Genomic DNA, 25,126 nt, shown 5'->3' with positions numbered 1-25,126 from the left:
TGGTGTCGATGTCCATACCTTCTACAACACCGGCGGGCACCCGGAAGTCGGCGGTTTTCGGACCTCGCACCCCCGAAGGCCGAACGGGACCGACGGCGCGCCGCAACTCTCGCGGTGAAGTACGGCAGGACAGGGGTACGGCGGGGTGTGAGGCGCTCGCGGCACCGGTGGACGGCACGGCGATGATCAGCGTAGCCTCGGTGACCATGGCCGAGTCGCGAGAGCACACCTTCACCGGCACCAAGGGCCCGAACACGGTCCGCGAATGGCCCAATGACCGCCCGCGATACGTCGCCGTCCTGATCCACGGATACGGCGAGCACATCGGCCGCTACGAGTACGTCGCGGACCGGCTCGTCCGGCACGGCGCCGCCGTCTACGGCCTCGACCACATGGGCCACGGCAAGTCGGCAGGCGACCGGGTGCTCGTCGCGGACTTCGAGGACGTGGTCACGGACGTGCACACCGTCGAGGAGCGCGCCAGGGCCGACCATCCCGGCGTTCCCGTCGTGGTGATCGGCCACTCGATGGGCGGCATGATCGCCGCCCGCTACGCCCAGCGCTACGGCGACGGCCTGGTTGCGCTCGTGCTGTCAGGGCCGGTGATCGGCGAATGGGAGGTCGTCCCGGCCCTGCTGGCCTACGAGGAGCCGCCGGACACCCCCATCGACCCGGCCACCCTCTCCCGCGACCTCTCGGTGGGCGAGGCGTACGCCGCCGACCCGCTCGTGTGGCACGGCCCGTTCAAGCGCCCCACCCTGGAGGCGTTCGCGACCACGCTGGCCACGATCGCCAAGGGCGGCACGCTGGGGTCGCTGCCCATGCTCTGGGTGCACGGGGCCGACGACGAGCTCGTCCCGCTGAGCGGCAGCCGCCCCGGCATCGAGGCGATCAGGGGTACGGACCTGACCGAGCGGATCTACGAGGGCGCCAGGCACGAGGTCTTCAACGAGACCAACAAGGACGGGGTGCTCGACGACGTGACGGCCTTCATCGACCGGGCTATTTGACGGACAGCCACACGTATCCCGAGCCCCGCGTGCGGCTGAGCTCGATCTTCCAGCAGCCGCGCTTCGGGAACACGAACCCCGTCCCCCACTCCTCGCCGGGCCGGTGCCAGTTCGATCCGTCGTGCTGCTCCGGACCCCAGGCGAGCCTGGCCGGCGTGCCGTCGGGAAGCGTCGCCCTGACCCGCAGCGGCCCCTCACCGGTCATCCGCCACACGATCTTGATCTCTTCGCGGCTGGCGAGCGGCGGGCCGGGGGCGAACAGCAGCCCCCACAACTCCGCGTCCTGAGCCGTCCCCCGCAGCTCCGGAAACCCTTCACTGAGGATCAGCGAAGTCCCGTTGCACACCGCCTGGGTAGCCGTCGGGCTCGGGCTGATGACCGAGATGCCGGGGCTCGGGGCGGCGGACCTCGCCACTGGGACAGGGGGGCGGGCCCCGGCCGAACACCCGGCGACCAGCAAGAGCAGCGCCACCATCAATCGATTCATCGAACCTCCTCGCCCTCTCTACTCGAGATCCAGGCAGGAGGTTCCCGCTGCGGAGCCTCGGCCAGCCACGTCCGTGTGGCCTGCCCCACCGTCTCGGCATGCCCATCGGCAGGGCCGATGAGTTTTCCCGAGAAGCGCGGTCTGAAATTGACGAGGAGGCGATATGGGCGAGCAGACATTGGCGCCGGCGGCAGGGGTGGCGCTGCTGGAGCGGGCAATCGACTACGCGCTGGGCAGCCTGCGCACCGTCACGACGGCGACCCTCTGCCGGGCGACACCCTGCGCGGGCTGGAACCTCCAACACCTGCTCGACCACATGGCCGACTCGCTGCAGACCCTGAACGACGTCGCCACGGGCCGCATCTCCCCGCCGCCGGTGGCCGGGATCTCGCGGGCTGCCTGCCGCAACCCGGCACTTCTCGTCCGGGACGGAGCCACCGAGGTGCTGGGCCTGTGGGCGGCGTCCCTGACCGGCAACCGGATCGTCGCCATGGCCGGCCACCACCTGACAAGCCCGATGGTGGCCGCGGTGGGCGCGATCGAGATCACCGCGCACGGCTGGGACGTGGCCAGAGCCTGCGGCGAGCATCGCCCGATCCCACCCTTGCTGGCCGAGGAGTTGCTGGACCTCGCCCAGTTGTTCGTCACCGGGGACGACCGGCCGCACAGGTTCGCCCCGCGGGTGACCGTGCCCTCGCACGCGCCTGCCGAGGACCGCCTGCTGGCCCACCTCGGCCGCGATCCGAACTGGCCAACAAGCCCCTGACCAGCCCAACAACCCCAACCGCAAGGACAGAACACCCAGCCCCGGGCACCATTTCCCGCTCACACGCCGTACGATCATCTTGTACGGCAAGTCAAAGGCGCTCGTAATCACGAGACCCGACACGCGTCCGGCCGGTTGTCAGCGGGGCGGCGAAGCTGATCGTCGCGACCAGGCCGACCAACGTGGTGGCGACGACCGTTCTTCGTGCGGCCGTCGCCACCACCACGCCCCGTCCGTCCGGCATCCTCGCGGAGGGCCACCACCACGCCCCGCCCGTGCGGCATCCGCGCTGAAGGCTGCCACCGTGCCGTGACCGTCAGGCGTCCTCTCGGAGGACCTCCAGCAGCTGCTCCCCGTATTTCGCCAGCTTGTTCTCCCCAACCCCGTTGATCTCGCTCAGCTCGGCGATCGAAGCCGGCCGGACGGTGGCGATCTCCCTCAACGTCGCGTCGTGGAAGATGACATAGGCGGGCACCCCCTGCTCCTTCGCCGTGGCCGCGCGCCACGAACGGAGCCGTTCGAAGAGCGGGGCGGCCTCGGCGGACAGCTCGACCACCGCCTGGGACTTGGACGAGGCGGCCACCTTGGCCCGGACCGGGCGCAGGGTGTCGCGGCGCAGCGGCACCTCGCGCTGCCCCCGCAGCACCGCCGCGCTGGCGTCCGTCAGCACCAGCGCCCCGTAGTCGGACTCCACTGCCAGCAGCCCCTGCGCCAGCAGTTGCCGCACCACGCCGTGCCACTCCGCGTTGCCCAGGTCGGCACCCACCCCGAACACGGACAGCGTCTCGTGGCCGTGCTGCAGCACCTTGGCCGTCTTCTTGCCGAGCAGGATGTCGACCACCTGTCCCACCCCGAACTTCTGCCGCCGCTCGCGCGCCAGCCGCAGCACGGTCGACAGCACCTTCTGGGCGGGGACCGTGCCGTCCCACGACTCCGGCGGCGTCTGGCAGGTGTCGCAGTTTCCGCACGGCTCGGCGCCCTTCTGCCCGAAGTAGTCGAGCAGCATCACCCGGCGGCAGCCCACGGTCTCGCACAGCGCCAGCATGGCGTCGAGATGGAGCACCTGGCGGCGGCGGTGCGCATCGTCGCCCTCCATGGCCATCCGCCGGTGCTGAACGACGTCCTGGAGGCCGTACGCCATCCATGCGGTGGCGGGCAGACCGTCGCGGCCCGCGCGCCCGGTCTCCTGGTAGTAGCCCTCGACCGACTTCGGCAGGTCGAGGTGGGCGACGAAGCGCACGTCGGGCTTGTCGATGCCCATGCCGAACGCGATCGTGGCCACCACGATAAGCCCGTCTTCCCGCAGGAAGCGGGCCTGGTGGGCGGCGCGGGTGCGGGCGTCGAGACCCGCGTGGTACGGCACCGCCGCGATGCCGTTGTCCGTCAGGAACTCGGCGATCTTCTCGACCGAGGAGCGCGACAGGCAGTAGACGATGCCGGAGTCGCCGGGATGCTCGGTGCGCAGGAACTCCAGCAGCTGCCGCTTGGGCTCGCTCTTGGGCGTGATGCGGTAGTGGATGTTGGGCCGGTCGAAGCCGGCCACGAAGTGGCGGGCCTGGTCGAGGCCGAGCCTGGAGGAGATCTCGGCGTGGGTGGCCGGGGTGGCGGTGGCGGTCAGCGCGATGCGCGGCACCTCCGGCCAGCGCTCGCGCAGCGTGGACAGCTCGAGGTAGTCGGGGCGGAAGTCGTGGCCCCACTGCGCCACGCAGTGGGCCTCGTCGATGGCGAACATCGAGATCTCGCCCTTGGCCAGCAGCCGCAGCGTGGCCTCGACCCGCAGCCGCTCCGGGGCGAGGTAGAGCAGGTCGAGCTCGCCGGCCAGGAACTCGGACTCGACCAGCTGCCGCTCGTCGAAGTCCTGTGTCGAGTTGAGGAACCCCGCCCGCACGCCGAGCGCGCGCAACGCGTCGACCTGGTCCTGCATCAGCGCGATCAGGGGCGAGATGACCACCCCCACGCCACGGCGCACCAGCGCGGGGATCTGGTAGCAGAGCGATTTGCCGCCGCCGGTGGGCATGAGGACGAGTGCGTCGCCGCCGGCCACGACATGGTCGATGATCTCCTGCTGTCCCGCCCTGAACGAGTCGTAGCCGAACACGCGGTGCAGAACCTCGGTGGGGGTATCCATGCGGCTACCTTACGTGTTCGGGGGCGAACGTTTGGTGAGTTCCGCCAACGGCGATCGCGGCCGCCTGCGGTGCCCGGGCGGCGTCCCACCAGTCTGCCCGAACCGCCAACCTGGTGGCTCCCATCAGGCGGGAGCGGTGCCGGGGCGGATGCCGCGGTGGTAGGCCACCAGGGCGAGGGCGCCGAGCGCGCACGCCGCCGCCACCGCCCCCATCACCGCCGGATACCCGGCGAACTGGGCGATCCCCGCCGCCAGCAGCGGCGCGACGGCCTTGGCCACCGTGACGGGCAGCGCGAGCGCCCCGCTCAGTGACGCGTACGCCCCCGTGCCGTACCGGTCGGCCAGCAGCGCGGGCCGGGCGATGGTCCCCACCCCGAACCCCAGCCCGAACAGCACGACAGAGGCCACCGTCCCCGCCACGCTCCGCCCCACCAGCGGCAGCAGCACCGCCGCCAGCCCTTGCAGGCCGAACATGACAGCCGTGATCAAGGCCACCGACCACCGGCCCTGCAGCCCCGTGGTGACCAGCCGCCCCGTCACCGACAGCACCCCGAGCAGCCCCGCCACACTGGCCGCGAACACGGGTGGATGTCCGAGGGCGATCAGGTACGTGACCAGTAGCACCCCCATGACCGACACCGCGCCCGTCTGGGTCAGGAAGGCCGCCGCCAGCAACCAGAAGGGCCGCTCGCGCAGCGCCGCCCCGACGATCTCGCGCCGATCGGCGCGCGGCGGCGCACCCCGGCTCCGCACGGCCAGCGCGTGCAGCGGCACGGAGGTCAGCGCGTATCCGACGGCCAGGATGACCAGCGCCTGCCGCCACCCGTACAGATCGACGAGAAGGCCCGTCAGCGGCAGGAAGATGGTGGACGCGAACCCCGCCACGACGGTCACCGCCAGTAACGCTCGCGCCCGCCTGGTCGCGTCGAACCAGGCCACGATCACCGCGAACGCCGCCTCGTACAGCACCATCGCCGACGCCACGCCCAGCACCCCGCACACCAGGTACAACTGCGCCACTGACCGCACCTGAGACCAGGCCAGCACCGCCAGCCCGCCCAGCACCGAGCCCACCGTCATCAGCCCGCGCCCGCCGTGCCGGTCCAGCCAGCGCCCGATGACCGGAGCCACCACCCCCGAAACCAGAACGGCCAGCGTGATCGCCCCGGTGAGCTGTGCGACCCCGGCGTGCAGCTCCCGGGACATCGGCGGGATGAACACAGAGAACGCGTAATAAAGCACACCGTAACCGGCGGTCTGCGTGATGGAGAGCGCGCCGATCATCCATACCTGGGACTTCGATCCGGCGGCGTCGATCACGCCGAGAATAGTTCCCGTTCATCGAGGGGAAATACGGTGATAAAAGTCACTTCGCTCGGCAGAGAACGACAGAACGTGAAATAGGAATAACGTCGAGTCATGAGCTTTTCCTACGTGGTTACCGGCGGCGGACGTGGAATTGGAAAGGCCGTGGTAGAGCGGCTGCTCGGCGAGAAGGACACCGTGGTGGCCGTCGAACGCGACCCCGACGCGCTCTCCTGGGCCGGCCCCAGGGTCGTCCCCGTGATCGGCGACGCGGCCGACGAGGAGGTCGCCGCCTGGGCCGCCGACCTGGCCCAGGAGTCGGGCACCCTGCGCGGCTGGGTCAACAACGCGGCCGTGTTCCGGGACGCCTCCGTGCACTCCTCCCCGATCTCCGAGGTCAGGGCCCTGATCGCGGCGAACCTCGACCTCGCCGTCGTGGGCTGCGCCACCGCCGTGCGCCACTTCCTCGCGGGCGGTACGCCCGGCGCCATCGTCAACATCACCTCGCACCAGGCCACCAGGCCGGTGCCCGGCAGCCTCCCGTACACGACCGCCAAGGCCGCCACCGAGGGTCTGACGAGGTCGCTGGCCGTGGAGTACGGCAGGCATGGCATCAGGGTCAACGCCGTGGCCCCTGGTTCGGTGGCCACGGAGCGGTACGAGGCGTTCCTGGCCTCCCGGACCCCCGAAGGGCGGCAGGCCGTCGAGGAGCAGCTGGCCAGGCTGCACCCCCTGGGCCGGGTCGCGGCCCCTGCTGAGGTGGCCTCGGTCGTGGCGCACCTCCTCTCGGACGAGGCCGCGTTCGTCAACGGCGCCACCGTGCCTGTGGACGGCGGGCGTACGGTGCTCGGGCTCGACCCGGAAGCGCGGGAATGAAAACCGTTGTCATGCGGTTGGGCGGGGCATGAAGAAGAACCTGCACCCCGCGTACCGTCCCGTCGTCTTCCGCGACCCCAGCGTCGGGTTCGCCTTCCTCACCCGCTCGACACTGACCGGCAACCAGACCGTCGAGTGGGCGGACGGCCGGACGTACCCCGTCGTCGACGTGGACGTGTCGTCCGCCAGCCACCCCTTCTACACCGGGCGTGGCCGCATCCTCGACTCCGCGGGCCGCGTCGAGCGTTTCAACCAGCGGTATGGGAGGAAGTGAAGTCTGCCTGGAAGAGGCGGGCATGCCTGCGCTACTGGTGGGTAAAAGGGGGTCACCGGCGTCGGAGCAGTGGTGATGGCGATGAGTCTCTCTGGAAAGGAACGCCGCATTCTCGCTGAGATCGAGCAGGCCCTTGAGCGAGAGGACCCCGAGCTGGCCAAGCGCGTCGCGGCAATCAACAAGATCGAGTCCGACGGGAACATCTTCCCTCAGGCGTACGGTGATCGCCTGCGCATGTGGGCGTTGGCGCACGTCTGGATGATCTTCACGGTGGGCGCACTGCTGATCGTGCTGCTACTGCTGGCCGTGCTGACCACCTGAGCCGCGTTGCCGTCGTCGTAGCACCGCCAGGTCGATGGCGGCGACGACGGCCACCGCGGCGGCGATCGCGGCCTCCCAGCGCCAGACCTCCGCCCCCGTGCTCTGGGCGCGCAGGGCGAAGAACACCGCCGCCGCGACGCCCAGCACGAGCGCCACCAGCGACAGGATGCGCCGGGCGCCGATCGGGCTGCGCGCGGTCAGTGGCTCCGTGCCCGCCCGGTTACGCAGCCACATGGTCGATCTCCTCTCCGGGCCCTTACGCCAGGCATCTCAGGGCCGAGACGATGCGCGGGTCGATCCCGTGCGAGGCGGGCAGGCGCCCCACCGCGGCCGCCACGAATTCTGGGTACGACAGCGAGGCGGTGACCCCGTCCACGGCCGCCCAGATCTCGTCGGCCGTCTGCTCCACCTGCACCTTGGCCTCCTGCTCCCGCAGGACGAACCGCCCGACGGCCACCCGCCACAACGTCCTGTCGTCGGCCTCGGAGTCGGAGACGGGCGCGCCGACGTCGTCGGCGTGGGTGGCGTACTCGGAGTCGTAGTGGAAGGCCTGCCAGCCGCACGGATAAGGCCCGGCCATCGTGTCGAGCAGCGCGTCGGGGCCGAGCTCCCGCATGCGCCGCCGCGTCTCGCCGTTCTTGCTCCGCCACTCCTCCAGCACGTCCGCCACGGGCATGCCGCGCCGCTGCCGCACCGACCACTCGTTGAAGTCGTTGAACCCGGACACGCCGGCCTTGGAGAGCCGGGTCAGCAGGTCCTGCACGGTCCCGTCGAGGCAGGCGTGGTTGTAGAGCTCCTCGCCCGCCAGGTGCCCCAGCACATCACGTACCGACCAGCCCGCGCACCGGGACGGCCGCTGCCAGCCGGCCTCGTCGAGCCCGCTGAAGAACCGGTCGAGCCGCGCCGCCTCCGCGTCGAAGATGTCGAACGGGTTGAAGTCTTTGAGCAGGTCCTCGGCCATACCCGGACGCTACCCGCTATGTGTCTGCTTTCACGGCCATGGAGCCGATGGCGGACCTGACCCGGTTGTACTCGTCCGCGCACGAAGGCACCCGCTCGGGCGGAACCCAGCCGCCCTGGGCGATGCGGTGATACTTGCCGGGGTCGGCGCCGTACAGCAGGCAGGAGAACGTGGCGGACTCGGCCGGCCCGGACAGCCCGTCGATGCCGGTGTGGCCGGCGAGCAGATGGCGGGCCTCGGCAGCGGCCACCACACGCTTGGAGGCGTCCGCGGGAAGCGTCAGCGCCGCGAACTGGTCGGCCTGCCCGTCGCTGTCGGGCAGGCCGTTGAGCGTGCTCAGGGCGTGGCCGAGCTGCTGGTGGAAGAGCACGGACAGCGCGGCGTCCATGCGGGCGGACCTGGTGCCGGCGTCGGTCTCCTCGGTCTCGGAGATGCCGTCCAGCACTTGCCGCGCCTTGTCGACCAGCTGGTAGCAGATGGTGATCCGGCGCTCGTCGTGGTCCCAGGTGGCCTCCGCCGAGTCGCAGTCACGCGCGACCACCTTGATCGGCGCGGGCAGCCGGATCCCGGTCTCCAGCGCGCCGCTGTCCTTGAGGAGCTTCCTGGCCTGCTCGGCGCGGGGCGAGTCCGGCTGCTCATAGCGTACGGACAGCTCTGATGAGGGGGCCGCTCCCAGCGTGCTCGTCATGCTGAGGACGAGGGCGATGAGGGGATGCGGCATGCGAGGCTCCTTCGGGGGTCGGTCAACGCAATGCGACTGTCCATGCGCGGGATGGGAGATCGCTAAACCTGCGCGCCGGTAAAGGAGCCGGAAAAGCCGGAGGCCCGGCCCCCGTGAGAGGGCCGGGCCTGCGGTGCCATGGAACTAGCGACGCCACCAGGGGCCGTAGACCCGCACGTAGTCCGTGCGGCTCTTGGCGCCCTCGAGCTCGTCGGTGCCGTTGAACACGGCCCTGAACGTGCCGCTCTTGTAGGCGCGCGTCTCGGCGTAGAACTTGCCGCCCCACCGGGTCTTGGCGGAGGCGACCCACTTCCAGCCGTTGGAGCCGTTCGCGCGGTAGTAGATGTTCACCTTCTCGCCGCGGACGCCCTCCCAGCCCTCGTCATCCACCTGGAGACGGCCGGAGAACTCGATCGTCCTGCCCTTGCGGACCTTGTACGGGTCGGCGCTGAAGCGCGAGATGCGCGTCTCGGCCTTGCCCTCCTCGAGCTCGACCGAGAAGAACGCCGTGTCCTTGGCGATCTCCTTGCCGGCGCTGTCGAAGGCCACCGCGGTGGCGCTCCACTTGCCGGTGGCGTCGCCCTCGGAGAAGCCGACGGCGAAGCGCCAGCCCTCGAGGTCCTTGACGTCCTTGGCGCGCAGCGTGCGGACGCTCTCGGGCGCGACGCTGAGCTCGACCTTCTTGACGTCGGAGCTGGCCCCGATGTCGAAGTAGGCGGTCGTCTCGGCCCCGGCCTTGACCACGACCGGGTTCGGCGAGATGTCGCGGATCTTGAGCTGGGTGTCGGTCTTGGTGGCCGCCGAGGCAGCGCCCGCGCCCGACACCAACATGGCCCCGCCCACAAGAGCGGAGACGATACCAAGTGCGATCTTTCTCATGAGGGTGCTGATTCCTCTCCCCGTATTGACTCGGAGCCGGCTCGGGGCGGCCGACCCCTTTACTACTTTGAGCCATGAGATGGGGGAAAAGTTGGCTAAAGTTGGAGAAAAAATTTGATCAAGGCTTTATCCAGGGGCTATGCGTGAAAAATCGCTCAGATCTACGTGACCAAGTACAGTCTGGCGCATGACCGACGTCTACACGCTCGGCGAGCCCCTGGGCGTCGTCTCCAGCGGAAGGGTCCGCCACGAGAGCGAGGCCCGGATGGACGTGTGCGGACCGGAGTTCACGCTGGCCATCGCGCTGGCCAGACTCGGGCACCGGTGCGCGTACCTGGGCAAGGTGGGCGACGACGAGCTGGGCGCGAGAGTGCTCACCGCGCTCAAGGGCGAGGACGTGGACGTCGCGGACATGCGCGTCTCCGAAGGGCTGCGTACCGGGCTGATCCTCAGGGAGATCCGCGTCGGCCGTGAACAGAGAGTGACGCAGTACCGCACCGGCTCGGCGGGCTCGCGGCTCACGCCGGGCAACGTGCCCATCGACCGGATCGCCGCCTCGAAGATGCTGCATGTCACCGGCCTCACGGCCGGCCTCGGCAGGGACGCGCTCGAGGCGGTGCGCACCGCCGTGAGCGCCGCGCGGAACGCCGAGGTGATGATCTCCTTCTCCGTCGAGTACGTCCCCGAGCTGTGGCCGTCGGTACGCGAGGCCGAGGAGGTGCTCGGCGAACTGGCCTGCGCCGCGCACCTGCTCTTCCTCCGCCAGGACGAGCTCGACCTGGTCAAGCCCGCGCTCACGCCGGAGCGCGAGGTCGTGGTGGACCGCGGCGCGAAGGGCGCGAGCGTGCGCGCCGACAGGATGCGGTACGACGTGCCGGGCTGGCAGGTCCCCATCGTGGACACGGCGGGCGCGGGGGAGGCGTTCGCGGCCGGCTACATCAGCGCCGCCCTCGACGGCCTCACCCCCCAGGAACGCCTGCACCGCGGGGCGCAGTTGAGCGCCGCCGCGGTGACCAGCGTCAGTGACTGGCAGGGGTTGCCCACCAGGTCAGATCTCTAGCCGGTGGTCAGGGTGAAGGTCGAGGTCGTGTTCTTGATGTTCTGGTAGTTGTCGCTGAACCTCAGGTTGTTGATCGTGGCCGCCCCGACGGCCGGGCCCTGCCCCGGCTCGGGCATCTCGTTCACCCAGATGCCGAACCCGGACTTGGCGTCGAAGGCGTCGCCGCTCTTCTGCGCCCCGCTGATCGACACGTTCGTCAGGACCGTGTCCTTGACCGGGTTCAGTGGCGCGCCGCCGGAGTAGCCGGTCTGGAACATGATCCCGCTGTACGTCGGGTCCACGATGTCCAGGTTGCTGACGCGGATGCCCTGGAACACCTTGGACGAGGAGAACAGCCACATCGCCGGGAACGTCTGCTGTCCCCAGAAGTGCCCGCCGGCCCGGACCAGCGAGATGTTGTCGAAGGTGGTGGGCGGGCTCGCGCCGAACCCGTGCATCGGGTACCCGAAGTCCAGCGAGCTGATCGTGACGCCCGAGTAGGTCAGCGTGTCCGCGACGTAGATGTTCCTGAAGGTGTTGTCGTAGCCGCCGTATACGGCCACGCCCGCGGCCCGCCAGGTGAGCAGCGAGGTCAGGTTCTCGTAGACGTTGCCGGTCTGCTCGCCCGGGTTGTTGTCGGTGGCCGAGAACAGCGCGAAGCTGTCGTCGCCGGTGGATCTGGCCTCGACGTTGGTGACGTGGTTGCCGGTGCTGCCGTTGGTCATGTTCAGGCCGTCGGCGAACAGGTCACGGATCCGCGAGTTCTTGATCGTGATGTTGTCCGTGTTGGAGCCCCAGTACAGGCACATCTGGTGCTCGACCCAGATGTTGTCGATCGTCATGTTCGCCACGTTCGAGAAGTCGAACACCTTGCCGGGGCCGTCGATGCGCGAGGTGTAGTTGCCGAAGTAGGCGAAGTTCGCGAACGTCGAGCCGTTGGCCGAGGCCTCCGTGCGGAAGCCCACGTCGGTGTTCTCCTGCCCGCTGGGGGAGTGGAACCTGGTGAACCAGGGGCCGGCACCGACGATCTTGACGGACCTGCCGTACACCTGGAACTTGCCGGACGTCTGGTAGTCGCCCTGGGGCAGGTAGACGCCGGCCAGGCCGGCGTCCATCCGGGCCTTGTCGAGCGCGTTCTGCACGTCCTGGTGGGTGAAACCGGTCGGTACGGCGTACTTCGCCGGGTCCGGGTTGGGGACCGGGGCCACTTGCTCGAAGTCCACGAAGTCGATCGCGTACGTCTGGCCGTTGGCCGCGTCCTTCTGCAGCCTGATCTTGCTCCCCTTCGGCACGGTGGCGCCGAGCAGCAGGCTCGCCTCGTCGTAGATGTGCCTGGGCGGGCCCGAGCCGGGCGAGTTGTTCGGGCTGGCCTCGGCGCCGTAGAGCCAGGCGTAGCGGGAGGTCAGGTTGATCGCCTTGAGGAAGGCGCCGTCGACGTAGACGTTGAGCGTCGAGTCGAGGCCGCCGCCGCCCGGGGCGTCGGGCATCGAGAAGCGGGTGACCAGGGTGTTCGTGTCCGCCCTGGTGGTGAACTCGACGTACGCGCCGGTCTGGTTGAGCGTCACCGCGCGCCGCCCCGAGGCCTCGCCGGCGAGCGTGCCGATCTCCCTGCTCGGGCCGACGCGGGCCGCGCCGCCGCCGATCACGGCGTCCTCGGCCTCGTACGTGTCGTACGGCATGTTCGCGCCGCGGCCGACGAAGAGCGGCAACTCGCTGGTGTTGTTGGCGCGCTTGACCGGCAGCTCGTCGGGGTCGTCGGCGAGCACGGTCTTGACCGTGTACCTGCCGTTCGCGGCCGTCCAGGTGCCGAGACCGACCGGGCTCGTGGTGGCGCCCGGCGCGATGGCGCCGCCGGTCGAGCCGGTCAGGGTCTTGACGACGGTGCCAGAGTCGTTCGTGACGGTGAGCGTGATGCCGTGGGAGCCGCCGCTGGAGGCCACTGTGCCCTGGTTCTTGATCGCCACGGAGAACGTCACCGGGTTGCCCGCGGCGGGGTTGCCGGGCGTCCAGGCGACGGGGGAGGCGACGAGGTCGGCCGTGTCGACCGGCTTCACGGTCAGCGTGCCGGTGGCGGTGTTGTTGGCCTCGTTCAGCTCGATGACCTTGTTGTCCTCATCCACCTTGGCGGAGACCTGGTACGTCCCGGCATCCCTGGTCCCGATATTTGCGGACACGGTGGTCGACGCCCCTGCGGCCAGCGCGCCCACGCCGGCGCTGCCGACCTTGGTCGTGCCCGCGTAGAAGTTCACGGAAGTGGCGGCCGAGCTCGCGGTCCCGGCGTTCTTGACCGTGGCGGAGAGGGTGACCGCGTCGGTCTCGACCGGCGCGGCCGGGCTCGACGTGAGATTGCTCGCGGTCAGGTCGGGGTTGGCGGACGGGGTGCCGAAGATCTGGAACTCGGCCACCTGCCCGCCCGGCGCGCCGGAGTTGGTGGTGATCTGCAGCCGGACGTCGGCGACCTTGGCGGTCACCGGGATGGTCACCGAGTTCCCGGTGGCCGGGTCGAAGGTGTACGTGGCGGACGAGACGAGGTTGGTGAAGCCCGTGGCGCTCTGCTCGCGGCCGAGGACCTGGATGGCCTGGGTGCGCTTGGCCCAGGCGGGGTCGGGGTTGAGCCTGAGCGTGATCGAGGTCAGGTCGGCGTTGCCGCCGAGCTGCACGGTGAGGGTGTCGGGGTAGGCGGCGCCTTCCCAGTAGGTCTGTAGGTTGTCGTCGTTGGCGTTGGCGGCCACGTACGTGTGGGTGTGCGAGGACTCGGTGATCGGCTTGCCGAGGGCCAGGTTGGCGCCCGGATTCCCGGTCGTGCCGCCCCAGACCTCGAACTCGGAGATCTGGCCCGCCGGCCAGCCGGTGTTCGCGGTGATCTGCAGCCGGACGTAACGGGCGGTCGTGGCGGCGAAGGTGATCGTCGCGGTCGGGTTGAACGTGTAGGGCGCCGAGGCGGCGATCGTGCTGAAGCCGGAGCCGTTCGTGCTGCCCTGGACGGTCAGCGTCTGGGTGCGGCCGGGCCAGCCGGAGGGGAGCTTGAGCACGAGCTTGTTGACGCTCGCGGCTGCGCCGAGATCGACCTGGACCCATTGCGGGAGGGCGTTGTTGGCCGACTCCCAGTAGGTGGCCTGGTTGCCGTCGGTGACGTTGGCGGCGGTGTAGACGTCGGTGAAGCTGCTCGCGGTGGCGGGCTTGCCGGCCGCGAGGTTGGTGTCGGCCGCCGCGTACGCGGGTGCGGCCAGGAGTCCGATGAGTAACGCAAGGGCGGCTAATAGTGCTCTCATGGGGGTGGCCCTTCGGGTAAGGCGGATGGCCGAACCATAGGATGATGAGCAGATGGCCGCAATATTTCGACGATATTTCGCAAGCATTTGACTGATCGAGGATTGCAGAGCGCAGCATCTCTCCGCTGGTCAGGAAGCGGCTGTGGGCAGGAAGACCGCCGTGAAGACGCTGCAAGGCCTGACGTCCTGTCCCGTAAGCCGTTGCAAGCGTTTGCGTCAAAGGTCGTATAGTTTGCGCATGACGCGACGACTCGCAGAGGTGGCCAAGAAGGTCGGGGTGAGCGAGGCGACCGTGAGCCGCGTGCTCAACGGCAAGCCCGGGGTGTCCGACGCGACCCGCGAGGCCGTGCTGACCGCCCTCGACGTGCTCGGCTACGAACGCCCGACCCAGCTGCGCGGCGACCGGGCCCGGCTGGTCGGCCTCGTGCTCCCGGAGCTGCAGAATCCGATCTTCCCCGCCTTCGCGGAAGTGGTCGGCGGGGCGCTGGCCCAGCAGGGGTTCACCTCGGTGCTGTGCACCCGCACGGTCGGCGGCGTCTCCGAGGCGGACTACGTGGACCTGCTGCTCCAGCAGCAGGTCAGCGGCGTGGTCTTCGCCGGCGGCCTCTACGCCCAGGCCGACGCCTCGCACGGGCACTACGAGCTGCTGCACGAGCGCAAGCTGCCCACCGTGCTGGTGAACGCGGCCGTCCGGCACCTCGACTTCCCGCAGGTCTCGTGCGACGACGCGGTGGCCGCCGAGATCGCCCTGGCCCACCTGCGCGCGCTCGGCCACGAGCGGGTCGGCATGGTGCTCGGGCCTAAGGACCACATGCCGTCGCGGCGCAAGCTGGAGACGTTCCAGGCGGAGGGCGGAGATCCCACGCTGGTCGAGCACACGATGTTCTCGCTGGAGGGCGGGCACGCGGCCGCGGCGCGGCTGGTCAGGCGCGGCGTGACCGGCGTGATCTGCGCCAGTGACCTGCTCGCGCTCGGCACCGTGCGGGCGGCCCGCCGCGCGGGGCTCGCCGTGCCCGGGGACATCTCGGTCATCGGCTTCGACGACTCGGCCCTGATGAACTGCACCGAGCCCCCGCTGACCACCGTCCGCCAGCCCATCGACGCCATGGGCCGCGCCGCCGTGGACCTGCTGGTCGCGCAGATCGACAAGGCTGTGGTGCCGGCCGACGAGCTCCTGTTCGAGCCGGAACTCGTGGTCCGCGCCTCCACCGCCCGCGCGCGGACGTGATCCAGTCGTTATCTTGCAATAGCTAGTCAAAATATTGCGCGCTTTGGTCCGCGATCCTATGGTGTGGGCACCTCGCATCAGAAGGGTCAGACCATGCGGAGATCCACCGGACTCTTGCTCGTATCCGCGCTCGGCATCTCGGCCACAGCCTGTGGCTCCGGCGAGCCCGCCACCTCGTCGGCGGGTGGCGCCAAGGCCGTGACGATCACGGTGGCGTGCCAGCCCGCCAAGTCCGCGCCGAAGGAGCGGCAGGCCTGGGACGACGACGTGGCCACGTTCATGAAGGCGCACCCCGGCGTGACGGTCAAGAGCACGGACCAGCAGCCGTGCTTCGACCCCAAGACGTTCGGCCCCAAGCTGGCCGGCGGCCAGATGGAGACCGTCTTCGTGGTGCCCGTGACCAACTACGGCGACGTCATCGGCCAGGGCCAGGCGCTCGACGTCACGCAGTACACCGGCGCCGTCAAGAACTGGAACGACCTGCGCTCCGACGTCCGCGAGCTGGTCACCAGGGACGGCAAGGTGTACGGCGTGCCGAACGTCCACTACAGCGTCGGCCTGGTCTACAACCGCGCCCTGTTCACCAAGGCCGGCCTCGACCCGAACACGCCGCCCAAGACGTGGGCCGAGGTCCGCGAGGCGGCCAAGAAGATCGCCGCGCTCGGCCCCGGCTACGTCGGCTACGGCGAGTACTCCGGCGGCAACACCGGCGGCTGGCACTTCACCCAGGCCATCTACGGCCGCGGCGGCGCCATCCTGACCCCCGACAACAAGAAGGCCGCGTTCAATTCGCCCGAGGGCAAGGCCGTGCTGCAGAACCTGCACGACATGCGCTGGATGGACAACAGCATGGGCAGCAAGCTCCTGGTCGGCTGGGAGTCGCTGATGATGGCGATGGGCAGCGGCAAGGTCGGCATGATGCTGGGCGCGCCCGACGTGGTCACCGACGTGGTCAACAAGTTCAAGGGCAACGTCGCCGACTACGGCATCACCGGCTTCCCCGAGGCCAGGGCGTCGTTGAGCGGCGGCGAGGCGTTCATGATCAACCCCAAGGCCACTCCTGAGGAGGCCAGGGCGGGGCTGGAGTGGGTCGACTTCCGCTTCAACACCGTCGGCAAGGGCCGCTTCGACTTCGCCCGCGGCAAGGCCGACGGCAACCCGGTCGGCGTGCCCGACAACGACGTCTACGGCGACTCCGCCACCGGCAAGGCCATCCAGGCCGACCGCGTGCAGAACGCCTCGTTGCCGGTCCAGAACTACGAGCCGTACGTCCAGGCCGCCGCGGCCATCCCGCCGAAGGCCGAGCCGGTCCACGCGCAGGAGCTGTACGCCATCCTCGACGTGGTCATGTCGGGCGTGCTGAGCCGCAAGGACGCGAGCATCGACCAGCTCCTGGCCGACGCCGAGACCAAGGCCAACTCCATGCTGGCGGCCAAGGGCTGACCTTATGGGGATCTTGAGGCGCAATCTGACGGCCTACGGGTTCCTCTGCGCGGCGCTGTTCTGCTTCACGGTGTTCGCCTGGTATCCGATGGTCAGGGAGTTCATTCTGAGCTTCCAGAAGACCGACCTGATCAACCCGCCCACCTGGGTGGGGCTGGACAACTTCAAGGCGGCCGTCCAGGATCCGGCCTTCGGCGAGGCCTGGCTGAACACCGTGGAGTTCACGCTGCTCGCGCTGCTGTGCGGCTATGCCGTGCCGTTCGTCGTCGCGCTCGTGCTCAACGAGCTGCGTCACGCCCGGGCCTACCTGCGGTTCGTGGTCTACCTGCCGGTCATGCTGCCGCCGATCGTCGCGGTGCTGCTGTTCAGGTGGTTCTACGACCCGGGGCCAGGGCTGTTCAACCAGGTCCTGGACTTCCTCCACCTGCCGCCGCTGGCCTGGCTGGACTCGTCGTCGACTGCCCTGGTCTCCCTGGTCCTCGTCTCGACCTGGATGAACATGGGCAGCGCGACGCTCATCTACCTGGCGGCGCTGCAGAACATCCCGCCCGAGCTGTACGAGGCCGCCGAGCTCGACGGGGCCGGGATCCTCAAGCGGATCAGGCACGTCACGATCCCGCAGACCAGGCTGATCCTGCTGCTCATGCTGATGCTGCAGATCGTGGCGACCATGCAGGTGTTCATCGAGCCGTACATGCTGACCGGCGGCGGCCCGGAGAACGCCACGGTCTCTGTGGCGTACCTGATGTACCAGTTCGCCTTCTCGCAGATGAACTACGGCCAGGCGGGCGCGCTCGGCATGCTGCTCATGCTCACGCTCCTCGTCTTCGCGGCCTTCCAGCTCAGGACGACCCGTGAGGACAAGGCATGATCGCCCGCGCCGCCGCTGGGCGGCGGCCGGAGCGGAAGCGATCGCCGAAACCGATCCAGGTGCAGTTCCGTACGATCGTCTCGCCGCACCAGCTCAACAGCAGATGGGGCAGGCGGATCTACTGGCTCGTGCTCGTCGCGGTCATCGTGACCTTCACCCTGGCCTTCGTCTTCCCGCTCTACTGGATGGTCACCGGCGCCATGAAGACGCCGGACGAGATCGCCCAGATGCCGCCGACCCTCGTCCCGGCCGATCCCACGCTGGAGGCGTTCTTCGAGGCGTGGGACCTGTTCGACATCGGCACGCTGCTGGCGAACACCGCGTACTACGCGCTGGGCGCCTGGTTGTTCTCCATGGCGGTGGACGTCACGGCGGCGTACGCGCTGTCGAAGCTGCGCCCGATGTTCGGCAACGTGATCCTCGGCGCGATGCTGGCCACGCTGATGATCCCGCCGATGGTCATCCTCATCCCGCTCTACGTCACGATCGTGGACCTGGGGCTGCTCAACAACGCCTGGGGCCTGTGGTTCCCCGCGGCGGCGAACGGCTTCAACATCTTCCTGCTCAAGCGGTTCTTCGACTCCATACCGCGGGAGCTGATCGAGGCGGCGCAGATCGACGGCGCGGGCCCGCTGAGGGTGCTGTGGTCGGTCGTGCTGCCGGTCTCCAGGCCGATCCTGGGCGTGGTCTCCATCTTCACGATCGTCACCGCGTTCAAGGACTTCGTCCTGCCGCTGCTGGTCATGACCGACAGCGACAAGATGACGATCAGCGTGGGCCTGTCGCAGACGGCGGGAGCGGTGACCCAGAACCAGGTCATGGGCGGCCTGGTCATCGCCGGCATCCCCATGATCATCGTCTTCTTCATCTTCCAACGTCACATCATGGCGGGGCTCACCGCCGGGAGCATCAAGGGATAAGCGCATGTCGCAAACGTGGTGGCGGGGGGCCGCGATCTACCAGGTCTACCTGCGTAGCTTCGCCGACGGGAACGGTGACGGGGTGGGCGACCTCGCCGGCCTGCGCTCCCGCCTGCCGTACCTGAAGGATCTCGGGATCGACGCCGTCTGGCTGAACCCGTGGTATCCGTCGCCGATGGCCGACGGCGGCTACGACGTGGCCGACTACCGCGGCATCGAGCCGGTCTTCGGCACGCTCTCCGAGGCGGAGCGGTTCATTGAGGAGGCGCACGGGCTCGGCATCAGGGTCATCATCGACGTGGTGCCGAACCACAGCTCCACGCAGAGCGCCTGGTTCAAGGAGGCCCTGGCGAATCCCGCCGCCAGGGACCGCTTCTGGTTCGCCGACGAGCCGCTCAACGACTGGCAGTCGATCTTCGGCGGCCCCGCCTGGACCCAGGTGCCCGACGGGCAGTGGTACCTGCACCTGTTCGCTCCGGAGCAGCCGGATTTCAACTGGGGCAATCCGGAGGTGCACCAGGAGTTCGAGGACGTGCTGCGCTTCTGGTTCGACCGGGGCGTGGACGGCGTACGGGTCGACTCCGCGGCCCTGCTGATCAAGTCGGACACGAAGTACGAAGACCTCGACGAGGTCCACGACGTCTACCGCCGGTGGCGCGAGGTGGCCGACGAGTACGGCGAGCGCGTCCTGATCGGGGAGGTCTGGCTCCCCGACCAGGAGCGTTTCGCGCGTTACCTCCGCCCCGACGAGCTCCACACGGCCTTCAACTTCGACTTCCTGTCCTGCCCGTGGGACCCGGCCGAGCTGCGCAGGGTCATCGACCTGACCCTCGCCACCCACACCCCCATCGGCGCCCCGCCGACGTGGGTCCTGTCGAACCACGACGTGACGCGCCCGGTCACCCGGTACGGCCGCGCCGACACGACGTTCGCGCACGGAGGCCGCCTCCACGGCACGCCGTCCGACCTGGAGCTCGGCCACCGCCGGGCCAGGGCGGCGGCCCTGCTCGCCATGGCGCTCCCCGGCTCGGTGTACGTCTACCAGGGCGAGGAACTGGGCCTCCCCGAGGTGGAGGACCTCCCGGACGAGCTCCGCCAGGACCCGATGCACGCCAGATCGGGCGGCACGAACCCGGGCCGCGACGGCTGCCGCATCCCGCTGCCGTGGTCGGGCGACGAGCCCCCGTTCGGCTTCGGCGCCGGCACGCCGTGGCTGCCGCAGCCGGCGAGCTGGCGCAAGCTGACGGCCGACGCGCAGCGCACGGACCTGGGCTCGATGCTCAACCTCTACCGCGACGCTCTGGGCCTGCGCCGGGACCTGCTGGGGGACGGCACCCTGACCTGGCTCCCGCTGGGGGACGAGGTCCTGGCCTTCACCCGCGACTCGGGCCTGATCTGCGTCACCAACCTGAGTCCTGATCCGGTGCCGCTACCCGCGGGACGGCTCCTCCTGGCCAGCGGCCCGCTGGCGGACGGCACCCTCCCCGCCGACACCACGGCCTGGCTCACGCGGGGCTGACCGCAGCGCCACCAGCCCGGCGGCGGCCAGCGCGAGGCAGAGCCAGGCGAACCAGTCGCCGAAACGGGCGTAGAAGGTGGGTCCGGGACCCGAGGGCACGTCGGCGAAGGCCGCGACGAACGGCTGCCGCGCGCTCTCGGTGTCCCGCTCCGCGAGCACGCGGCCCCACGGATCCGAGATCATCGGCGTGCCCCACTGCGCCGCCCAGGCCACCGAGAGGCCGGTCTCCACCCCGCGCAGCAGCCCCATCCGGCTGTGCTGCCAGCCGTTGCCGAACTCGTCCGCGGCCGGCACGGCCATCAGGCTGGACCCGGCCCTGGCGTAGTCGCGGATCGGCGTAGGGAAGTTGAGGTCCATGCAGTTGGCCAGGCCGACGCGGTCGCGTGCGAAGACCAGCTTGTCGCCGCGCCGGAACGGCTCCCCGGGCGCGAAGTGCCACTTCGTGTAGTAGAGCGGCGCGGAAGCGTCGGCCGGGAGGTCCACCGAGTAGTTGTACTTGATCTCCGGGGTCCTGTGGACGACCCCGATCACCACGTCGACGCCCCGATCGCGGGCGACCTCGCGCAGCGGCGCGAGCGCCCGCTCCAGGCTCGCCTCGTCGGTGCCCAGCGTGCCCTCGGGCAGCACCACCGTGTCGATCCCGGCGGGCAGCCCGGCGATCTCCTTCACGTACTCCCGGACCAGCGCCTGCGTGTCCGGCTTCGCCGCGTCGGGCGCCCACTGGTAACGGCTGGCCGATATCACCGCCACTCCCCGCCAGCCGGTCGAGTCCGCGCCGGCCAGCCGCACGGCCCCGAAGGCGAGTGCGAGCAGGCACACGGCCGCCCCCGCCACGCCGGCACGCAGCCGCGCCCCCACGGCCGCCCCCGGCCACAGCACCGCCGCCAGCGCGGTCGGAGCCAGCAGCACCATGAACTCGACTCCCCAGGCGCCCGTCACCGAGGCGACCTGGGTGACGGCCGGCACGTCGGCCACCGATGTGGCGAGCGGCCAGATGATGCCGGTCGGGTTGGTCAGCACGGTCACGTACATGAGCGACACCCACAGCGCGGGGGGAGCGCAGGCGGCGAGGAGGAGCAGCCCGCGCCGGCCGAGCGCCCGGAAGAGCCAGACCACCAGCCCGAACAGCAGCGAGGAGCCGATGATGATGCCGATTCCGATCGGCAACGGGACCGAGGGGGTGCGCAGGAAGAAGTTCACCTGGTTCGTCAGCCCCAGCAGGTACGCCAGGAAGGCGACGGTGAAGGTCGCCTTCCCGCTCACCCGCGGCGCCAGCAGCAGCACCGGCAGCGGAGCCAACCAGGTCAACGCCGGAACCGGCGCGAAACCCGTACCGAAATAGAAGAGCACCGCCGATAAAACCAGCGCCCCCAGTTTGATCGCCATGTATACACCGTAAACAGTGAGGTATACGGTGTCAACATAGGCCGCTCAGGTGGCGCACATGCACTTGACGAACGCCTCCACCAGCGTCCGCACGGCCTGCCGCCGGTCGCTCCGCCGCCAGACGATGGCGAGCCTGCTCGGCGGCAACCCCGCGACCGGCCTGCTGACCACGTCGTCGCGCCGGTAGAGCTCGGCGTTCCCGGCCGAGACCAGCACCACGGCCCGCCCGGCCGCGACCAGCTCGAACGCCTCCTCGGCCGTCTCCGCCTCCGCCCCCACGACCGCCGGCTCCGACCGCTGGTCGCCGGCCAGCCAGAAGTCCCGCATGGGCCCGGCCGAGGCCGGCATCGCCACGAACGGCTCCTCGGCCAGGTCGGCGAGCGTGATCTCGGGGCGCGCGGCCAGCGGATGGCCCGCGGGCAGCGCCACCCAGCGCGCCTCCGTGCTCACCACCGTCCACTCGTACTCGCCGTGGCCGGGCATGGGCAGCCACGCGACGGACACGTCGACCTGCCCGTCACCCAGCCCGACGGTGGGATCGCTCCACGCCACCTGACGGAAGCGCAGATCCCAGCCGGGCAGCGCACGCGAGATGGACGGCACGAGCCCGCGCCCGATGCGCGTCTGGAACCCGACCACCAGCGTCCGGTCCTCGCGTGCCGCCGCCACCGCCCGCTGCGCGCCCTCCCACTGCTCGATGATGCGCCGCGCCTCCGGCAGCAGCGCCGCCCCCGCCGCCGTCAACGTCACGGTACGGCGGTCGCGCTCGAACAGCCTGGTCCGCATGGACACCTCCAGCTGCCTGATCTGCCTGCTCAGCGATGGCTGCGAGATGAACAGCCGCTCCGCCGCCCGGGTGAAGCTCAGTTCCTCGGCGACCGCCACGAAATACCTGAGATCCCGAATATGGGCATCCATAGCAAAAAGCTATAACAACCGGTCTTGGACGGGCGGGAGAGCCGGGATCCAGGATGAAACGCATGAGAGATTTGTCAGGCAAGACCGCATTGGTAACCGGAGCCTCGCGCGGCATCGGACGCGCCGTCGCCGAGCGGCTGGCCGCCGACGGCGCCCGGGTGATCGTCCACTACGCCAGCAACGACGACCTGGCCAAGGAGACGGTAGCCGCGATCGAGGGCGCGGGCGGGCAGGCGTACGCGGTCAAGGCCGCGTTCGAGGACGGCGTGGACGCGTTGTTCGAGGGCATCCAGGGGGAGCGGCTGGACATCCTGGTCAACAACGCCGCCATCCTGGGCGGGGTGCTGGGCACGGTGACCGAGGAGCAGTTCGACCGGGTCTTCGCGGTGAACGTGCGGGCGCCGTACTTCATCATCGAGCGCGCCCTTCCGCAGCTGAACGACGGCGGCCGGATCATCAACATCTCCTCCGCCGTCGTCCGCATCGCCCTCCCCGACCTCGTCTACTCGATGACCAAGGGGGCGCTCGACACGCTGAGTTTCAGCCTGGCGCCCATCCTCGGCGACCGGAACATCACCGTGAACACCGTCTCCCCGGGCGTCACGGAGACGGACATGAACGCCTGGCTCCGCGAGGACGACGGCACCGGCGAGCGCTCGGTCACCGAGGTCACCGCGCTCGGCCGCATCGGCCGCCCCCAGGACATCGCGGACGCCGTGGCACTGATCGCGCGCGAGGAGTCCCGGTGGATCACCGGTCACGTCCTGGACGTCACCGGCGGCTACTTCCTCGGCCCGCGCGGCGGCGTGGTCCCGGTCTGACGACCACCGTCAGGCCGACTCCCGGAGCACGAGCTCCGTCGGCATGATCACCGGATCCGCCGGCCCGCCCTCGAACAGGCTGAGCAGGAGCCGGACCATGGCCGCCGCCTGCTCGGCCACCGGGTGCCGGAGCGTCGTCAGCGGCGGCTCGGTGTATTTCGCCGCCTCGATGTTGTCGAAGCCCACCACGGCCACGTCGTCGGGCACCCGGCGCCCGGCCTGGCGGAGCGACTGCAGGGCACCGACCGCCATCAGGTCGTTGGCCACGAAGACGGCGTCCAGGCCGGGATCGTCGCGGAGGAGCTGCCGCATCGCGACCGCGCCCGACTCCCTCGTGAAGTCGCCGACCGCGACGCTCGAGCGGAGGTCGGAGTCGCGCAGCACGTTGCGGTAGCCGGCCAGCCGGTCCTGGCCGCCGATCATGTCCTGCGGGCCCGCGATCGTGGCGATCCTCCGGCGTCCCGACTCCACCAGGTGCCGGACCCCGGTCTCCGCCCCGCCCACGTTGTCGTTGTCGACGTACGGGATGTCCACCGGGACGGCCGGCCGGCCGTACGAGACCACGGGGACGCGCAGGCGCGAGAGCGCGGACGGCAGGGGGTCGGCGCCGTGCATGGAGATCAGCATGACCCCGTCGACGTGGCCGCCCGCGATGTAGCGCTCCACGCGGGCGTGGCTGTCGGCGGAGGAGGCCAGCATCAGCACGACCTGCTTGTTCACCGTTTCGAGCTCCATCGACGCCGACCTGATCGCCGTGGAGAACATCGGGTCCTCGGAGAAGACCCGGGTGCCCGGCTCGCTGACGACCAGGGCGATCGAGTCGGTGCGCTGGGTGACCAGGCTGCGCGCGGCCGAGTTGGGCACGTAGCCCAGTTCGTCGATCGCGCGCTGCACGGCGTCGCGAATGTGGGGCGCCACCGTCGTCTGGCCGTTGACGACCCGGGATGCGGTGGCCCGCGAGACACCCGCCCGGGCGGCGACCGCCTCGAGGGTCGGGCGCCTCATGACATCACCAAGGGGGAGAGCACGGCAAAAATCTACCGGGGTTCCCGAAGAAACCTCAGGCGTTGAGCGCGCGGCCCGCCATGCGGGCGTACATGCGGCCAGGGCTCGGGGCCTCGGTGAGGAAACCGGGCAGCACGGGCAGCTCCACCGCGAGCGGGTCGAGCCGCTCGTACAGCTCGTTCGCGTCGGCGGGTCGGTCGTCCGGCAGCTTCTCCAGCAACTGCGACAGCAGCGCGCTCAGCTCGTTCGGCAGCCCCGGGATGGCCGGCGGGCGCTCCTTGACCTGCTTCTCGAAGACCACGTAGTCGGTGGGGCCGGTGAACAGCTGGCGGCCGGTCAGCATCTCGTGCAGGACGCAGCCCAGCGAGTAGAGGTCGCTGCGCGGCTCGGCGACGCCGTGCTGGATCTGCTCCGGAGCCATGTACGCGGGAGTGCCCAGGATCTGCCCGATCCTGGTGAACGTGGTGACGTCCGCGTCACGCAGCATGGCCAGCCCGAAGTCGAGCACCTTCACGCTGCCGTCCGGGCAGAGCATGAGGTTCGTCGGCTTGAGGTCGCGGTGACAGATCGCCAGCGTGTGGGCCGCCGACAGCACGGCACACGCTTGGGCGGCGATCGCGGCGGCCCACGACACGGGCAGCGGGCCGTGCTCGCTGACGACGTCGGCCACCGTGACGCCCTCGATGAACTGCATCACCTGGTAGAGCCGCTGCTCGTGCGTGCCGAAGTCGTAGAGGACCGGGGCGCCCGGATGCTCCAGCCTGGCCAGGATGCGGGCCTCGCGGATGAACCTGCGCTCCAGCTCGTGATCCGGCCCGCTCGGCAGCCTGAGCAGCTTCACCGCGACCCGGCGGTCGAGGTGGCGGTCGTGGCCCGCGTAGACGGCGCCCATGCCACCTTGCCCGAGGGGGAGGTCGTCGAGCTCATAGCGGTCGCCGATGACCATTCCGCCCCTCCCAGCAGCCTTCGGGAAAAA

Annotated in this window: 24 protein-coding genes; 12 read left to right on the top strand and 12 right to left on the bottom strand. The window is 69.9% G+C overall.

Going from position 1 to position 25,126, the window contains the following annotated elements:
- The first annotated feature begins 206 nt into the window (after positions 1–206).
- Positions 207–1,010, top strand: a complete 804-nt coding sequence (locus tag ABN273_RS20845) for an alpha/beta hydrolase (protein WP_349450596.1) — start codon at positions 207–209, stop codon at positions 1,008–1,010.
- Here the strand turns inward: ABN273_RS20845 and ABN273_RS20840 are convergent.
- Complete coding sequence (locus ABN273_RS20840) at positions 1,003–1,497, bottom strand: hypothetical protein (protein WP_349450595.1); 495 nt, start codon at positions 1,495–1,497, stop codon at positions 1,003–1,005. The genes ABN273_RS20845 and ABN273_RS20840 overlap by 8 nt on opposite strands.
- A gap of 163 nt (positions 1,498–1,660) precedes the next feature.
- Between ABN273_RS20840 and ABN273_RS20835 the strand changes: the two genes are divergently transcribed.
- The gene (locus tag ABN273_RS20835; RefSeq protein WP_349450594.1) at positions 1,661–2,263 is read left to right on the top strand and encodes a TIGR03086 family metal-binding protein; all 603 of its coding nucleotides are present in this window, start codon (positions 1,661–1,663) and stop codon (positions 2,261–2,263) included.
- 316 nt (positions 2,264–2,579) lie between these two features.
- Here the strand turns inward: ABN273_RS20835 and recQ are convergent, their stop codons facing one another.
- Positions 2,580–4,391: a DNA helicase RecQ gene (recQ, locus tag ABN273_RS20830; protein WP_349450593.1), complete on the bottom strand. Its 1,812-nt coding sequence runs from the start codon at positions 4,389–4,391 to the stop codon at positions 2,580–2,582.
- Between the two features lie 123 nt (positions 4,392–4,514).
- A complete protein-coding gene (locus tag ABN273_RS20825; RefSeq protein WP_349450592.1) occupies positions 4,515–5,711 on the bottom strand; it encodes an MFS transporter in 1,197 nt (398 codons plus the stop codon).
- 99 nt (positions 5,712–5,810) lie between these two features.
- Here ABN273_RS20825 and ABN273_RS20820 point away from each other — a divergent pair, with 99 nt between their 5' ends.
- The 3 genes from ABN273_RS20820 (at position 5,811) to ABN273_RS20810 (ending at position 7,167) form a co-directional block, all read left to right on the top strand.
- Complete coding sequence (locus ABN273_RS20820; RefSeq protein WP_349450591.1) at positions 5,811–6,572, top strand: SDR family NAD(P)-dependent oxidoreductase; 762 nt, start codon at positions 5,811–5,813, stop codon at positions 6,570–6,572.
- A gap of 28 nt (positions 6,573–6,600) precedes the next feature.
- Positions 6,601–6,846: a type B 50S ribosomal protein L31 gene (locus tag ABN273_RS20815; RefSeq protein ID WP_349450590.1), complete on the top strand. Its 246-nt coding sequence runs from the start codon at positions 6,601–6,603 to the stop codon at positions 6,844–6,846.
- Between the two features lie 81 nt (positions 6,847–6,927).
- Positions 6,928–7,167, top strand: coding sequence for a DUF3040 domain-containing protein (locus ABN273_RS20810; RefSeq protein WP_349450589.1), 240 nt, complete (start codon positions 6,928–6,930; stop codon positions 7,165–7,167).
- Here ABN273_RS20810 and ABN273_RS20805 read toward each other — a convergent pair.
- From ABN273_RS20805 to ABN273_RS20790, 4 genes are all read right to left on the bottom strand, one after another.
- Positions 7,141–7,401, bottom strand: a complete 261-nt coding sequence (locus ABN273_RS20805) for a DUF6343 family protein (RefSeq protein ID WP_349450588.1) — start codon at positions 7,399–7,401, stop codon at positions 7,141–7,143. The genes ABN273_RS20810 and ABN273_RS20805 overlap by 27 nt on opposite strands.
- Before the next feature lie 22 nt (positions 7,402–7,423).
- Positions 7,424–8,128 (bottom strand): maleylpyruvate isomerase family mycothiol-dependent enzyme, encoded by a 705-nt coding sequence (locus ABN273_RS20800; RefSeq protein ID WP_349450587.1) that lies wholly within the window; start codon positions 8,126–8,128, stop codon positions 7,424–7,426.
- 16 nt (positions 8,129–8,144) lie between these two features.
- Complete coding sequence (locus tag ABN273_RS20795) at positions 8,145–8,849, bottom strand: DUF4344 domain-containing metallopeptidase (RefSeq protein WP_349450586.1); 705 nt, start codon at positions 8,847–8,849, stop codon at positions 8,145–8,147.
- 144 nt (positions 8,850–8,993) lie between these two features.
- Complete coding sequence (locus ABN273_RS20790; protein WP_349450585.1) at positions 8,994–9,728, bottom strand: hypothetical protein; 735 nt, start codon at positions 9,726–9,728, stop codon at positions 8,994–8,996.
- Between the two features lie 187 nt (positions 9,729–9,915).
- On the opposite strand from ABN273_RS20790, the gene ABN273_RS20785 reads away from it, so the two are divergent.
- Positions 9,916–10,788: a sugar kinase gene (locus tag ABN273_RS20785; RefSeq protein WP_349450584.1), complete on the top strand. Its 873-nt coding sequence runs from the start codon at positions 9,916–9,918 to the stop codon at positions 10,786–10,788.
- Here ABN273_RS20785 and ABN273_RS20780 read toward each other — a convergent pair.
- On the bottom strand, positions 10,785–14,039 hold the full coding sequence (locus ABN273_RS20780; RefSeq protein ID WP_349450583.1) for a discoidin domain-containing protein: 3,255 nt from the start codon (positions 14,037–14,039) through the stop codon (positions 10,785–10,787). The genes ABN273_RS20785 and ABN273_RS20780 overlap by 4 nt on opposite strands.
- A gap of 211 nt (positions 14,040–14,250) precedes the next feature.
- Between ABN273_RS20780 and ABN273_RS20775 the strand changes: the two genes are divergently transcribed.
- From ABN273_RS20775 to ABN273_RS20755, 5 genes are all read left to right on the top strand, one after another.
- A complete protein-coding gene (locus tag ABN273_RS20775; protein ID WP_349450582.1) occupies positions 14,251–15,267 on the top strand; it encodes a LacI family DNA-binding transcriptional regulator in 1,017 nt (338 codons plus the stop codon).
- A gap of 93 nt (positions 15,268–15,360) precedes the next feature.
- Positions 15,361–16,710: an ABC transporter substrate-binding protein gene (locus ABN273_RS20770; RefSeq protein ID WP_349450581.1), complete on the top strand. Its 1,350-nt coding sequence runs from the start codon at positions 15,361–15,363 to the stop codon at positions 16,708–16,710.
- A gap of 4 nt (positions 16,711–16,714) precedes the next feature.
- Complete coding sequence (locus ABN273_RS20765; protein ID WP_349450580.1) at positions 16,715–17,581, top strand: carbohydrate ABC transporter permease; 867 nt, start codon at positions 16,715–16,717, stop codon at positions 17,579–17,581.
- Positions 17,578–18,501, top strand: coding sequence for a carbohydrate ABC transporter permease (locus ABN273_RS20760; protein ID WP_349450579.1), 924 nt, complete (start codon positions 17,578–17,580; stop codon positions 18,499–18,501). Before ABN273_RS20765 ends, ABN273_RS20760 begins: the two co-directional genes overlap by 4 nt.
- Before the next feature lie 4 nt (positions 18,502–18,505).
- Positions 18,506–20,020, top strand: coding sequence for a glycoside hydrolase family 13 protein (locus ABN273_RS20755; RefSeq protein ID WP_349450578.1), 1,515 nt, complete (start codon positions 18,506–18,508; stop codon positions 20,018–20,020).
- Here the strand turns inward: ABN273_RS20755 and ABN273_RS20750 are convergent.
- Together ABN273_RS20750 and ABN273_RS20745 are read right to left on the bottom strand one after the other, a co-directional pair.
- Positions 19,931–21,406 (bottom strand): nitrilase-related carbon-nitrogen hydrolase, encoded by a 1,476-nt coding sequence (locus ABN273_RS20750; RefSeq protein ID WP_349450577.1) that lies wholly within the window; start codon positions 21,404–21,406, stop codon positions 19,931–19,933. The genes ABN273_RS20755 and ABN273_RS20750 overlap by 90 nt on opposite strands.
- A 45-nt stretch (positions 21,407–21,451) precedes the next feature.
- Entirely contained in the window at positions 21,452–22,324 is an 873-nt protein-coding gene (locus ABN273_RS20745) for a LysR family transcriptional regulator (protein WP_349450576.1), read from the bottom strand.
- 62 nt (positions 22,325–22,386) lie between these two features.
- On the opposite strand from ABN273_RS20745, the gene ABN273_RS20740 reads away from it, so the two are divergent.
- Complete coding sequence (locus tag ABN273_RS20740) at positions 22,387–23,145, top strand: SDR family NAD(P)-dependent oxidoreductase (RefSeq protein ID WP_349450575.1); 759 nt, start codon at positions 22,387–22,389, stop codon at positions 23,143–23,145.
- A gap of 9 nt (positions 23,146–23,154) precedes the next feature.
- Here ABN273_RS20740 and ABN273_RS20735 read toward each other — a convergent pair whose 3' ends face one another.
- Both ABN273_RS20735 and ABN273_RS20730 read right to left on the bottom strand, forming a co-directional pair.
- Entirely contained in the window at positions 23,155–24,150 is a 996-nt protein-coding gene (locus tag ABN273_RS20735; RefSeq protein WP_349450574.1) for a LacI family DNA-binding transcriptional regulator, read from the bottom strand.
- A 55-nt stretch (positions 24,151–24,205) separates the two neighbouring features.
- Positions 24,206–25,096, bottom strand: coding sequence for a serine/threonine-protein kinase (locus tag ABN273_RS20730; protein ID WP_349450573.1), 891 nt, complete (start codon positions 25,094–25,096; stop codon positions 24,206–24,208).
- Between the last annotated feature and the right edge of the window lie 30 nt (positions 25,097–25,126).

Source organism: Nonomuraea sp. B19D2, assembly GCF_040137845.1.
Taxonomy (GTDB): Bacteria; Actinomycetota; Actinomycetes; order Streptosporangiales; family Streptosporangiaceae; genus Nonomuraea.
Note: the sequence above shows the minus strand (reverse complement) of the source record. Positions and strands in the feature narration are given on the sequence as shown.

Excerpts from the sequence above, each read along its gene's own strand:
- ABN273_RS20845 (WP_349450596.1), top strand. The coding sequence starts at position 207 with ATGGCCGAGTCGCGAGAGCACACCTTCACCGGCACCAAGGGCCCGAAC.
- ABN273_RS20840 (WP_349450595.1), bottom strand. The coding sequence starts at position 1,497 with ATGAATCGATTGATGGTGGCGCTGCTCTTGCTGGTCGCCGGGTGTTCG.
- ABN273_RS20835 (WP_349450594.1), top strand. The coding sequence starts at position 1,661 with ATGGGCGAGCAGACATTGGCGCCGGCGGCAGGGGTGGCGCTGCTGGAG.
- recQ (WP_349450593.1), bottom strand. The coding sequence starts at position 4,391 with ATGGATACCCCCACCGAGGTTCTGCACCGCGTGTTCGGCTACGACTCG.
- ABN273_RS20820 (WP_349450591.1), top strand. The coding sequence starts at position 5,811 with ATGAGCTTTTCCTACGTGGTTACCGGCGGCGGACGTGGAATTGGAAAG.
- ABN273_RS20815 (WP_349450590.1), top strand. The coding sequence starts at position 6,601 with ATGAAGAAGAACCTGCACCCCGCGTACCGTCCCGTCGTCTTCCGCGAC.
- ABN273_RS20810 (WP_349450589.1), top strand. The coding sequence starts at position 6,928 with ATGAGTCTCTCTGGAAAGGAACGCCGCATTCTCGCTGAGATCGAGCAG.
- ABN273_RS20805 (WP_349450588.1), bottom strand. The coding sequence starts at position 7,401 with ATGTGGCTGCGTAACCGGGCGGGCACGGAGCCACTGACCGCGCGCAGC.
- ABN273_RS20800 (WP_349450587.1), bottom strand. The coding sequence starts at position 8,128 with ATGGCCGAGGACCTGCTCAAAGACTTCAACCCGTTCGACATCTTCGAC.
- ABN273_RS20795 (WP_349450586.1), bottom strand. The coding sequence starts at position 8,849 with ATGCCGCATCCCCTCATCGCCCTCGTCCTCAGCATGACGAGCACGCTG.
- ABN273_RS20790 (WP_349450585.1), bottom strand. The coding sequence starts at position 9,728 with ATGAGAAAGATCGCACTTGGTATCGTCTCCGCTCTTGTGGGCGGGGCC.
- ABN273_RS20785 (WP_349450584.1), top strand. The coding sequence starts at position 9,916 with ATGACCGACGTCTACACGCTCGGCGAGCCCCTGGGCGTCGTCTCCAGC.
- ABN273_RS20780 (WP_349450583.1), bottom strand. The coding sequence starts at position 14,039 with ATGAGAGCACTATTAGCCGCCCTTGCGTTACTCATCGGACTCCTGGCC.
- ABN273_RS20770 (WP_349450581.1), top strand. The coding sequence starts at position 15,361 with ATGCGGAGATCCACCGGACTCTTGCTCGTATCCGCGCTCGGCATCTCG.
- ABN273_RS20765 (WP_349450580.1), top strand. The coding sequence starts at position 16,715 with ATGGGGATCTTGAGGCGCAATCTGACGGCCTACGGGTTCCTCTGCGCG.
- ABN273_RS20760 (WP_349450579.1), top strand. The coding sequence starts at position 17,578 with ATGATCGCCCGCGCCGCCGCTGGGCGGCGGCCGGAGCGGAAGCGATCG.
- ABN273_RS20755 (WP_349450578.1), top strand. The coding sequence starts at position 18,506 with ATGTCGCAAACGTGGTGGCGGGGGGCCGCGATCTACCAGGTCTACCTG.
- ABN273_RS20750 (WP_349450577.1), bottom strand. The coding sequence starts at position 21,406 with ATGGCGATCAAACTGGGGGCGCTGGTTTTATCGGCGGTGCTCTTCTAT.
- ABN273_RS20745 (WP_349450576.1), bottom strand. The coding sequence starts at position 22,324 with ATGGATGCCCATATTCGGGATCTCAGGTATTTCGTGGCGGTCGCCGAG.
- ABN273_RS20740 (WP_349450575.1), top strand. The coding sequence starts at position 22,387 with ATGAGAGATTTGTCAGGCAAGACCGCATTGGTAACCGGAGCCTCGCGC.
- ABN273_RS20735 (WP_349450574.1), bottom strand. The coding sequence starts at position 24,150 with ATGAGGCGCCCGACCCTCGAGGCGGTCGCCGCCCGGGCGGGTGTCTCG.
- ABN273_RS20730 (WP_349450573.1), bottom strand. The coding sequence starts at position 25,096 with ATGGTCATCGGCGACCGCTATGAGCTCGACGACCTCCCCCTCGGGCAA.